General features: G+C 39.5%; 5 protein-coding genes. 1 reads left to right on the top strand and 4 read right to left on the bottom strand.

Annotation, left to right across the window (positions count from 1 at the left end; translation table 11 throughout):
* The first annotated feature begins 31 nt into the window (after positions 1-31).
* Positions 32-922 carry a hypothetical protein gene (locus DUT70_RS20730; RefSeq protein WP_113649291.1) on the top strand — a complete coding sequence of 297 codons (891 nt, stop codon included), beginning with the start codon at positions 32-34 and terminating at the stop codon, positions 920-922.
* Between the two features lie 51 nt (positions 923-973).
* Here DUT70_RS20730 and DUT70_RS20725 read toward each other — a convergent pair whose 3' ends face one another.
* Genes DUT70_RS20725 through DUT70_RS20710 form a run of 4 tightly spaced genes read right to left on the bottom strand, consistent with a single transcriptional unit; the run spans position 974 to position 12,902 of the window.
* A complete protein-coding gene (locus DUT70_RS20725) occupies positions 974-2,653 on the bottom strand; it encodes an IPT/TIG domain-containing protein (RefSeq protein WP_113649290.1) in 1,680 nt (559 codons plus the stop codon).
* Between the two features lie 3 nt (positions 2,654-2,656).
* A complete protein-coding gene (locus DUT70_RS20720; protein ID WP_113649289.1) occupies positions 2,657-4,666 on the bottom strand; it encodes a fibronectin type III domain-containing protein in 2,010 nt (669 codons plus the stop codon).
* 50 nt (positions 4,667-4,716) lie between these two features.
* Positions 4,717-11,193: a carboxypeptidase-like regulatory domain-containing protein gene (locus DUT70_RS20715; RefSeq protein ID WP_113649288.1), complete on the bottom strand. Its 6,477-nt coding sequence runs from the start codon at positions 11,191-11,193 to the stop codon at positions 4,717-4,719.
* A 2-nt stretch (positions 11,194-11,195) separates the two neighbouring features.
* Positions 11,196-12,902 (bottom strand): hypothetical protein, encoded by a 1,707-nt coding sequence (locus tag DUT70_RS20710; RefSeq protein ID WP_113649287.1) that lies wholly within the window; start codon positions 12,900-12,902, stop codon positions 11,196-11,198.
* Positions 12,903-13,016: the final 114 nt, after the last annotated feature.

Below are 13,016 nucleotides of genomic sequence, written 5' to 3'. Positions count from 1 at the left end.
TAGCTTTTATGACCTACTAAATTTACATCAAATGAGATTTTTTAAACTGAGCTTATTTCTATTATTGATTTCAAGCTTCGCTTATGCGCAAAAATGGGAAGTTGGGAAAACCTACACCGATCAGGAAAAATGGACCGAGTTTACGGTTGGCAATTTACCTTTAATTATTAGCGTACCCCATGGCGGAACCATTACGTTGCCAGATGGCGCCACTCGTGATTGCAAAGGTGCGGTTACGGTTACTGACTCAAAAACAATTGAACTGGCAAAGGAAATTGAAAAAGTGTTTTTAGAAAAGTACAACGCAAGGCCTTTCATTATCCTTTCTAACCTTTCGAGAAAACACTTGGACCAAAATAGGGATATAGACGAAGCTACCTGTGGCAACAAAGACTTAGAAAAAACTTGGCACCAGTTCCATGACTATATTGACACTGCTATTTCAATGGCTACCCAAAAATTTGGCAAGGTTATTTATATTGATCTACATGGTCATGGGCACACCAAACAACGATTGGAACTGGGATACAATTTAACTGCTAATGAGCTAAGGAAAACAGATGCAGAGAAGAACCAATTGGTTGAAAAATCATCTGTAGTTAATCTATTGGCGGCTGATAAAAACCTTGATCTTGTACAATTATTGAATGGCGAAAATGCTTTTGGAACCTTAATTACTTCTGCAGGTTTTGATGCTGTACCTTCTAAGCAAGATGTTGCTCCTCTAGAAGAAGACAAATATTTTAATGGAGGCTATAATACCAGAAGGTACACCTCTACTAAATATCCCAAAGTTTTTGGCTGGCAAATAGAAAGCAACTTTAAGGGTGTGCGTGACGCCGCTGGCCGACCTGCTTTTGCAAAGGCATTTGCTGATGTCATGGCCCAATATTTTAAAGTGTATTTAAGGACATCATTTTGATACTTAAATGCAAAACGCCCCAGCTTTTTGGGGCGTTTGCATTTTGCTAACCTAATTGACCTGAAAATAATTGAAGAATTTCTCTTTGGTACCCATCCTATTGTTCACTCGCACCTCTACTCCGTAGGTTAAATCATCAATATAATTATCGGTAAAAGTTGCTACTAATTGGTTATCTGACCATGTGATTGCTGGTTGCACGTTCAAATAGCTTTTTACACCATTTTGTATCCTATAAACCCTTACCGAACGATTTTGATCTATTGTGCTTCCAAAGCCATCGCCAGTAATGGTAATGGTCCTAACTCCGTTGACTGAAGAATAGTTAAAATCGGCAATATTCACATTTCTTTGAAAAGCTAATATGAAACTGCCCCATTTGTTATTTACCCTAATATCGTATCTGTTTTTAATAAAGGAACTAAATTGTGTAGTGGTAATCACTGCTGCATTACCATTTACTGCTGCTCCATATTTTACGCCGTCAATCAAAAGTTCAAAGTTAGCGTTAGGTGCAGTAGCATTAAAATGATTTCCGTTTACATTAAATATAAAATTATACAAGCCTCCTCCCATTGGTACTATGGAGCAAGTAACAGATGATATAGTTGGCTCTAAATAAGTGAAGGTTAAATTTCCATTCGGATAACTGGCTTCTACATTTTGTAGGAAAACCTTTATTTGTTGGGTGTTTTCTTGAGAAGATACAAAATTAGGTGCCGTGAAAGTAACATTGTCGTCAGTTACCGCTGTCACTTGTGCATTTTGAGTACCAACCATTACCCTGATTTTACTCACATCGGTTCCAAAGCTGCCTCCTTTAATGCTTACGCTTGCTCCGTCAATACCAAATACTGTTCTTAAAATTGGCGAGGTTTGATTTAAACTATTGGCCACTATGTTTCTTAGATAAGTAAACGCAATAGGATTACTGTTAATGCCATCAACGGTTACCATGATATTACCATTGCTTGATGTAGGAACCCGTACATCTATGGTTGTGCTACTTATGGAAACAATCGCCGCATTTACGCCATTGAAAGCAACCAAAGGAGTTGAACCCGCATCAAAATATTTCCCGGTCAAACGCACTACATCACCTTCAAAAGCCATATTCTTGTCAATATTGTCAATTTGCGGTACAAACCTAAATACAGCGCCAATATTAGCAACGCCATTTGCTGTTACTTGAACCGCTCCGTTTTTAGTATAAGGTAATGTAGCTTTGAGCTGTGTAATGCTCGATGCAGTAACGGTAGCTTTGATACCATTGATTGAAACTTCGTTATTAGCTGCCACAGTAGAAAATTTACTACCATTGATGGTAATTTCAGTTCCCTCAATTCCAGTTAAAGGGCTTATGCTTGCAATGATCGGTGCTTCATAATCGTAAGTAAATACTGGTCCAGAAATCACCTTATCTCCTATTTTGAGACTGACGTTTCCAGTACCTGCCTCATTTGGTACCGTAGTTAAAATCACATTGTTGGTTGAATTACCAACAATGGCGCCTTGCTTACTATTGAAGAATACGGTAGCCTGACTATTTATTTCGGGGAAATTACGCCCATAAATTCTAACAGGTGTATTTGCCGTACCTCTTTCTGGACGAATACTGTCAATCACCATTTGATGATCGATCTCTACATCATCATATTTTTTGGCACATTGCATGGCCCCTACTGCAATTAGCAACAAGATAAGGCTTTTGATATGGACAATCTTTTTCATTACTTAATTTCTTCTAATTGATTTCTCCACGCTTGGATTACTTGCTCCAAGCTTATTTTTCACCACTATATGATAGAGATACAGTACGCCCTTTTGCGCAGAAGTATCTAAATAATTATCGGCTTCTACTTCGCCAATTGCTCGATAGCTGGTTTCTGTACTCGATTTCCTATACACCACATTGCTTGCTTTCAGTTCAGCATGTGCTGGCCAACTTACATATATACCTTGAGGTTTGTTTACAAGATATAAATCGGCGGGAGGCGCTAATAACTGTTCGACCGAAATACTGATATTGGTAAGCGGAGAAAGTACACTTTGATTATTGGTGGTGTTAATTGCACTAACTGCATAATTATAAGTATTACCTGCAGTTGCCGTACTATCTTCAAAATAAGCTAGACTGATGATGTCAGGACTTAACAATTTAAATTCCTTTTCGTCTTTCTTCTTCCGGTATAATCGATAGCCAATCAGATTATCATACTTTTCGAGTATGTTGTCCCAATTCAATTTTACCACACCGTCTGCGTAACGAGCACTTATTCCCGATGGATATGGAACGAATGCTATTTTCAAAGGCTTAAATGGAACCGTGGTAGACAACTCACTCATTTTTTGCGAGATATTCATCAGCTTAATTCCATACCAGTAGGTTGTTTCACCATCAAGGTTAGATAAGGAATCTACATAGACGTTAGTCCTTAAACCGCCAGAAATAAGTTGCATGTTATCTTTTGAAGTGCCTCGATATACATAATAGGCAAACTGGTCAACTTCTGGGTTTACATCCCAATACAGCTTTACCTGTGCAGTGCTATCCTGCCAAACCTTTAACCCTTGCGGCGCCATGGGAATCTCATTGGCATTTTTAACTGCAACACTAGCCGTTGCTGGTGATAGCATGGAATATCCTTTTACATTTACCAAAGTGGGCCTGATTTGATAATGATAAACCACATTAGGCAATATCGCTCGGTCAAAATAACTTGTGTCAATAGGTGACAACGTTGCAACTTCCACAAAACCCGCATTGCTTTTCCTCGATTTTAAGATTTGGATGCCAGTGTAAACACCTTCGTTAGGCAAAGCCGACCATGAGAGCCAAGCTCCTTTTAAACTGTCTTTAATTTTAAAATCGGAGATGACTTTTATTTTACTGAAAGACTTACTCAATGCAGTAGCTGTGTCTGATGGTAAGCCTTGATTTCCTGCGAAGTCTTCTGGTATTAAATAGTATTGATACAACTTGCCTGAAGCTACGTTTTCTTGATAATAAGTTTTAGAGCTATCAGCCATATCATAAATCAAGGTAGTGCTTGGCATTAGCTGAAAAGTTTTTTCTGTACTTGCTTTACGATAGACCTTTCCCATAAAAGCTGGTGTGCCTTGTATTTTTGTAGCCCACGAAATCTGTACCACACTATCTGAACTCACCAAATCCTGCAGTTCGTATTTGGCGAAGGGAATACGTGTAATATCTCCCAGCTTTTGCACAAACAAATTAGCCTCCTGATCTTTAGCATCTACGCTTACCACTTTATAGGTGGTGCTAGGCTGGCTGTTTTTAATGTCATTATCCTGCCAAAGCGCACCTATTCCTGTTAGAAAATCTTTGGACAGGAACAAAAAACCTATTTTTTGGGGATCGCCACTTAATAAGCCTCGATAAGCTTCTTCATCGGTTTTGGCATTAAACGCATTTTTAATTTGTTGGGCTGTACCTTCACCCGCCCTTTTTACAAATTCAGAATAAGAGCTTGGAAATGTGAGCGTTTGTATTTTCCTAAAACTACCATTTCCTCTTTCGTCTTTATAAACATCGAAACGCTTAATTGAACCAAGGTACATGTTGAACGAATTTTTATTATTGCCCGTAGCGATAAAACCATACACTGCATTTGGCCCTGGCATTACATTGCCCATTGGTACGCCCAAGCCTTTATTCTCTAACTTGGTTTGAGCACCTGCCGTTAAATAAAAACAGGTTAAAATCATCAATAACGTCTTCATGTCTTATTTCCCCTTGTATTTCTTTTAGAATTGAAAATTTTACGCCTTTTTTAATTACACAATGGCGTACCTCCTACGAACACACCTAAGCTTAGGCCTGACCTTTGTTTATATGAAATGGATGCCCCTCCAGATGCACACAGTTTAAAGCCAGCGCAAAATGGTTTGATTGTCCAACTGTTACAATCTGGATTACAACCACCCACTTTTAGTCGTACTGATCCTGCGGCTTTACCTTCAACAAACCATCCATCTAACTCATTTCGGCCACCCATAAATTCGTAGCAAGCCTTGTAACCAAACCCTACACAGGCAATTCTTGCCACACAGAAATCAAAACCTCCACCAAATCGGCCGCTTAACCCTAATAAGTAATTATTTTCGGCGAAATTGAGCACTAGTTTGGCATTGGCTTCCGTATAGTACCATAAATTTGCACTGGCTATAAAGAAATCAAAACCTATAGCCCTATCTTCAGGAATACCCATTTTTGCGGTGGTATTGATGTATACTCCCGAGAATACATCTCGTATGTAACGACTGTCTACATTCCTGAAATAATAGCTTATCCTGTCGCCGCGATTGGCTGGATTTTTCAATCCTACGGCTAAAGCAAATTCGCCATTAGATTGAATGAGCTTAAATAGGTTGGCTTCTATGCCGCAGCCCAAGAACACAAAACGATCGTCATTTTTTACGCTAACTACCAAATCACCTTGCAACTTAGCTGACGCTAGTCCTTTTATGGGTTCTATTCCAACATCTACGGCTATAGTGAAAACTTGTTGCGGAATATCCAGCTTGATGCTGGCATTGGCCAAATTGAGTGCTGTACCCACTACAACAGCACCGTAACCTTCTATAACTGGACCACTTCGTACCGTTAGACCGATTGGATCTAGTTTCACTACTGCACCCAAATTTGCAATAGAAAGCGCCCCATTAATGTCGACCATGAAATCTTTAGTAGCAGTGTTGTATTGAAACCCTCCGCCTACTCGCTCAATGGTTACAAATCCAATTGGAATAACCACACCCGCACTAAACTTGGCGCCAAAATCTATTCCTCCATTTACTTTAAAATAATGAAAATCAATTGCCGCATTAATGGGTGTCCCTGGAATACCCAATTTCCCTGCTCCTGCAAAACCATTGTCTCTCATTTCTACTTCTACTTCTGTTTTTATCACCGGAATATCTAGTGAGGCTTTGATTTTTCCGACCGACACGCTAACGCCTCCGCCATTATTCTTGAAAGAAATATCAGCCACCGAAAGTGACAGCATTGGCACATCTACAGAAAGTGCACCCTGCACTCCAATAAATGGCGTACCACTGGTATTATCGAACTTAATGGCCTGTACTTTTAATTTTGCAAAAGTTAAGTCGGCGGTGAAATTAGTTGGCGCATCAACCAGAAAACGGCCATTGGTATGTACTTCGAAAACTGGAATATTAATTTCGGAAGTGATGAACTTACTAAACTTAATTTTGGCTGAACCTCCCAGTTTGTAAACATTTGATTGATTAGGTACTTGTCCAAACGAAATGGCTGAACTTCCTCTTTTTAGGTTTACAATATTGAATACATTGATCCCATTGTCAGGAATGCTGAACCTGCCTCCGAAAAATGCATCATTACTAATGGAAAGGTTTGAGAAATCGATAGTAGAGGTACTAGATGCAGGTATTTTTATGACCAAATTACCGCCTATTTTAAAACCATCTTCATTAAATAATAGCGAGGCTATGTTTGCATTCCAATCGGCAATTTTAATTGCCGGCAGGTTGGTTTGTGCCATGCTTACCCTGCGTATTGAAAGGTCGGTTCCAACCAAGAATTCTTCAATTTTAAATGTGGCAGCTCTTATTGGCCCTAAATCTGGCGTTTGCAAACTACCTGTAAAATGTAATCCGTCTTTATCTATATGTGACTGGGCAATGTTGGCTATAAACTTGAATCCGTAAACTTTTCCTTGCCAGTTTTCTTGTGGGCCTTTAATCTGATATTTTGTTACAGTAGTATTGGCTCCACTAGAAGAAAAAGCTGTAATGATGGTACCTGTTAAATTTTCTGGCACCAGTTTTACGGCATCATTTTGCATTAACCAGCCTCGGTTGCCTTGTATCTGGCTCATATTTGCGATGAGTTCCCCCGTAATTTTACCTCCAGTCCCGTCGGCTTCTACCACTAAACCATTACCAGCTTTTAAGGTTACTGGAATGAAGTTCAACAGCTTAAAATTAACTCCAAGCTCATCAGTGGCTATTCTATTTCCATCTGGAATGGCATTCCCCTGCGCATTGAAAGTTACTTTGACATCACTAAATTTTAGCTGAACTCCCTGCGAGGCTTTTAAATCGGCGAAGGATGGCTTTAGGTTTACGAATGCCCCTGAAATCCGATATCCATTTCCTTCAGCGGTCATTTTATCCAATTCTACATCGAAACCTAAGATACTGGAAATGTTTTTACCACCACCATCGCTCAGTTCAAAATCGAGCTGAATAGGCTGGCTAACCGTATTGGCAGCAGCAGTTTTTGAAATATAGCCAGATTTGGAAGCTTTTAGTTGGAAGTTCCCTTTGGGAATAAAGAATGTGTAAGCACCAGTGGCATCGGTTGTTGCAGTGAGATATGGTTTTTCTTCCACTTTAATCTGAACGCCCAGAATAGCCGTTCCATGGCTACGCACAAATCCGCTAACATTGATTCCTTTTTGCAGTTTAATTGTTTTGGGCTGTTCATCGCCAGTTTCGTTGATGAGGAGGCTCTCTTCTACAGTTACGTAGCCACTTCCACTTGGAGGAATTACAGTTACTTTAGCATCACCGCCAAATCCCACATAAAACCACTCGCCTTTATTATCAGTTTGGGCCAATGTATCGAACAGCTTTATGGTAGCGTTTGCTATTGGCCTGTTATTAATTTCATCTATGATTTTAAACCTAATTTTTCCTTGTTTCTTTTTCAGAAAACCGACATCACCTAAATCGATAGAATTGAGGGTGTTTACTCCATAGTTAGAACCTGTAAGCGCATTATTATAAATTTCGGCTGCTCCATTTAGAGCCGTATAATCTGTAATTCTATTACTTGTTGTAAAACTGGCGGAAGAATAGTTTACCATTTGTCCGCCTCCATTTGTAATGCTTGAAATATTAGGACCTGTTTGCGCTGTAAAGTTTGTTAAACCCAATGCATTGATTTTTTGGCTACTTTGTGAGCTTGCTACCCCAAACATCAATGGAGAAAAAGTACTGGTAGTGCTTATCGTATTTTTAACTGTTGGTGTGTTGACCAATTGCAGTGTGAGATCAAGTGTATTGGCTTGTGTATTTTTCACTTCCCTACCTCGTGTATCTTCAAACACATTTACAACTTGAACCAAATGCTGCCCTTGTAACACATTTCCAGGCAATTGTGCTGTACCCGAATTACCAGTTCCACTATTTTTTTCGGGAATAACCACTTGAACGTTTGCTTCTGCATATCCCTCTTTTTTAATCAACAAGCGATGTTTGCCCGCAAAATAAGTTGTAGTAAAGAGGCCATTTTGTCCAGTGGTAAAGAAATCGGTAGAGCCCTGGAAATTTAACCTAGCGTTGTTGATGGGCTGTTTATCTTCTGATACTACCCTACCTACGATTTGTACAAGTTCAGGTTTAATTTTAAACGAAACATCTTTCTGTTCGCCTGGCAAGATCCTGCTGATCACCATCTCATTACCTGGCGTTACTTGTAAGTTTTTAAACTCATTGGGTAATCTCAATAACTTTACGGTGAAGGTTTTACCCTCTTTTAACTTAGGTAAGTTAGGAATGGTATAATAACCTGCACTATCAGTAGTTGCAGAATAAGGTCCATTAATGTACTGCATAACAGGAGGTACATTAACTTCCGTTTGTAAATAACTACCCAACTGTGCACCACCTAAAATGGAGGACGTTAACGGATTCGCATAGTAACTACTTGCTGTAGTATTTATTACACTATTTCCTTGCGCTGAAAAGTTGGCTTGTTGCACGGTATTATTAGCCAACGATATTCCATTCACTAAAGTCATTTGATAGGGGCCGCCCAATGTGCTCTGTGCGGTGCTGGCCACAACCAGTTGTGGTTGCACATCATCTTGGTTAAACTCAATTTTTACCACTGCACCTTTTACACCTGCAAAACCATTTTTGAGCACCAACTGTACTGAGCCCGATATCGAAGGAGGAGCAGCAATTAAATTATAGGTTGGTTTAACATTCACTACATTGGTCATTGTCAAACTCATTTCTGCAACCCGCAAACCACCACTAATTTTATTGGTATTTGTTCCCGAGCTGATTTGCACGGTGTAATTCACTTGGTGAAACAGTTTTCCAAATTTAAATTGTGCGGCACTTTTAACTGTAGTACTATCAACCGCCACCAATACCATATTCTTGCCGTTAATTCGTTCCTTCAGCTTTTTTTCAGGCGATAGGTTTCCATCTTCGTTCAAGAAGGGGTAAGCCACTGCATCAGCTTCTTCGCGATAGATTTTAACAACCACCTTCTTGTTGTCGTTAGCTGCTCCGTCAATACTAGGTAATTCTACTTTTGGCGAGTACCGATAGGTTTGGGCCAAGCAAATAATTTCTCCTAGATCTACATCTGGATTCTCTAACTGAGCTATTGGGATTGTTTTGGTTTGTTCGAGTACCCCTTTGCTGATTACCACTTTTACTTGGCTAAATCGCTTTCCTCCCAAATAATCTGGGTGGGTAAAGTCGATAGCGAAATTTCCTTCACTATCTGTACGCCCTGATGCGATAAGGTTAGGTTCCAACATTGTTGGCGAAAAGTTTGGCAAGGTATTGTTTTGTACCTGAATACCATTTTCTGTGGTACTAGCATTTTTTACCCCTGTTGGTTGCGTTGGTGTGTTCTTAGATGGTTTTGCATTGTTACCTAAGCTTGGGATAAAAGCTCCCAACCAAGATTCTTCATCTTTTTGCTGCTTGTCTTTTTCTTTATTCAAATTCGTATTAAAGCCATTTAAAACCACTTGTGTTTCACTAGGTATACCGATAATTTTAACGATAGCTCCAGCAAATGGCTTTTTATCAGCAGCTGGTGTTGCCGCTGAAGTTTCGTAACCGAAATCAAGTGCTTTTTGTCCCGTTACGAAAATGTAAGACGATAATGGGTTATTTTGCAATATACCCCCAGTTACTGAATTTACATAAGCGTTGTTACCTACAGCAGCAACTAAAGTACGGTCGACGCTCATTGCATTTTGTAAATTTTGAGGATTATCTGTTAATGGATTAAAGGCATTGTAGACGAGTCCTCCAATGATCTGTCCCGTTGCTGGTTTAGGACTTCCAGAATTTGATGGAGCAGGTTGGCTAGTACCTATTCTATTCCCAGCGTTAAGGGTTTGAACTGCTAATCCACCTGTTGGAAAATTGGCGGGCATTTGCGCAACAGTACCCAAAGAATTATTGTTGACCGAATTTACAAGGACACTACCTGGGCCTGCCACATTAATGCTACTAACTCCTAAAGCCCCCCTATAACTTTGTTCACTAGCTCTGAAAGCCCACAAAGCTTTGCCTTTGATACTGTTGGTGGTCATAGGCTTTTTAGATTTCGTTTCTTCCTTCGCTGTTGGATTACCCTTATTTGCAATAGTTTGAGGTACATAGTCAAATGTAACCACTTGGCTAATACCGTTATTTCTAAAAGTGAAACCACTATTGGGATCGAATGCTTGAATGGCTAAAACATATTTGCGGCCAGGAGTTAACTGGGGATCTGCTGGATTATATACGTAAGCATTTCCCATGACTTCCTTCTCAAAAAAGTAAGGTGCTACGGCGCTTAAATAGGCATCGTTTGGATTTCGATTACCTAGTACTTCAATCATTCGGATCTTATATCTTATCGAAGGAGGAGCTCCTGGCGGAGTGGTCCAATTAATAGTGAAAATATTCCCAATGGTCGATTTTAGTTCGTCACCCTCCATTGGTTTAATAATTAACGGTGGCTCCAAACTTGTAATGCTAAATCTATTACTACAACCAATGGGCTCATCGGCACTAAGTGGTGCATTTGTGGCATAGTCAAAAGCCTGCATACACACTTGGTAAGTGCCTTCGGGCAATCCATTACCTCTTATAAACTGATCTTTGGTCATGCCTGTAAAGGTTAATTGGTTATAATCGAACAGCGTAACCAAATCGGCACCATTCAAATTCCGAACCTGACCCGGAGCCAGGGTGATGGGCGTTGGGCTTTTATAATTTCGACCTACTTCTAACCTAATGCCATTATCTCCAACTACCGATGCACGTAGTTGAATCTGCTGCGTACCTGCAGACTGATTGGTTAAAGTAATCAATACCTGCTGTGGCCTTGCTTCATAATCAGTGATGCGATGTGGATAAGGTGGCAAAATCCGAATGGAAACACCTACCTGTGCCATTAGATCCGGCACAAATACAAATATCGCTATTATAGCAAATACTACGGACCAAGCTAATTTCTTCATAACTAAAATTTTAATTGATAAGCTAATTCGCCCCTTAACTCGGTATATTTTTGCTGTAACCCAATTGAGCTGGCTGGCGAGTTGTGCAGAAAATAAAATCCGAAATCTAAATGGTGACCTTTTCTAACCTGATATTTGGCGTTCAAAGAACTATTATAAATCATACTTTTACCTAGTTCCTGTTTGCCGAAGGTAACTGCGTGATTTGTTGACAATCGGAGCAAGGATTTTAATAGCACGGCATCGCCGCCAAACGAAACCCCCGAATAAGTTTGTTTAATGCCCATTCCCCTTAATTGCATGGCATTAAGTCCAACATTCAAGTTCAAACCTTTTTTAAGGAAGCCAATGTTATAATTTGCCATTATCTGTTTTGTATCCATATTGCGGCTAATGGCATTATTTGCAAAAAATTGATTAAAATCATTAAGGTTGCTTAGCGTAGCAGACATGGTAATCATGTGACTATAGTTTTCGGTACTGAAGGTGTACCTTGGCATTAAACTGTACATCTGTGTGGTCTGTACAATTTTTAAACTATCAGCAAAACGTACCGTATTGGGGCTTTGGTTATTGGAGTAGTTACTATAGCTGGCGTCGAGCCCAAACTTATCGTTGAGCTGCAGCGTGGCATTTCCGGCACCAATGAATCTTTTATTAGTTGCATTTTTTTGATTCTGGAGATTATCTTTCTGGATGCCAATGCTTCCGTTAAAACTGATTTTATTTTTCCAAGCTATAACGGACGGAGCAATGGTCCAAGCTTCTAAATCGGAGGTGATAAAATAGGCACCCATTGACTTAAATTCTGGCTCAACACGACGATAGTTCACTTTTAAGCCATATAATTTACTTCGATAGCCGATACCTGCACTAAATGCTGTGTAAAGTTCACTAGTTGCATTTACCGTAGCAAACTTCCTAATCTTTTTAAGAATTGGGTCTTCTAAGGTGTCTGGTATATTGCTGTAAATATTCCGAGTGTATAAACTCACAGCGCCTTCACTTTCTATTATGAAATATTTTAAGAAAGAGATTTGTCCTTTATATCCTAGAACAGAATTTCCAGCTGGGGCTATTGGATTAAATTGCGTATTTAGCTGTCCTGCCGAAAATCCTACACTATCATCTTTGGCTTTTAAATAACTAATATCGAAAAAACTTTTCGTTGTCCCGTACCCCACTTTAACGGCATAACCTTTCCTAGTAAATGCCTGTGGTGCTAAAGATTGGGTTTCGGTATTAATTACAGTAGCTTTATTCAGCCTTCCGTACATAAAACCTAATCGAAATTTTCCAGGATTGAGTTCAACTCCTGCTCCCAAGATGGTATGTCCACCTAAAGTATAGGGCGAAAAGCTAAGATTACGGTAGCCAGCATGTAAGGTAATCCATTTATAAGTTGGGCTAATCCCAAATTGATTGAAAGGTTGTTGGAAGTTTGTTTTTCTATCGGTATAAATAACCGTAAATGGAATGTCCCAACCGTAAAGGCTAAGTGTTGGACTTCCGCTAATGATCAAAGAAAGTGGATTGCGTCTTTGAGGAGCGCCATTCATTTGGTAGCCAATGGTACGAACCTCTAATGCTCCGCTATAGCTAAATGGCTTTTGGTTCTTTAAGTTAGATAAATCCTGAGCATTAGCTATACCTCCACCTAATAGTAATGAGAGCATAAAAACCAACTGTATCTTAATGAGTTTACACATGGGCTTAGCTTTTGATTTTCAAAGCAGTGCAGCTGCTTATCAATTCAAAGAAACGCCATAATTGAACTCTAAAAATCTCTATCGAGCAAATACAGATTTTTAACTAGTAAAATT

The organism is Pedobacter chitinilyticus (genome assembly GCF_003313385.1).
Taxonomy (GTDB): Bacteria; Bacteroidota; Bacteroidia; order Sphingobacteriales; family Sphingobacteriaceae; genus Pedobacter; species Pedobacter chitinilyticus.
Note: the sequence above shows the minus strand (reverse complement) of the source record. Positions and strands in the feature narration are given on the sequence as shown.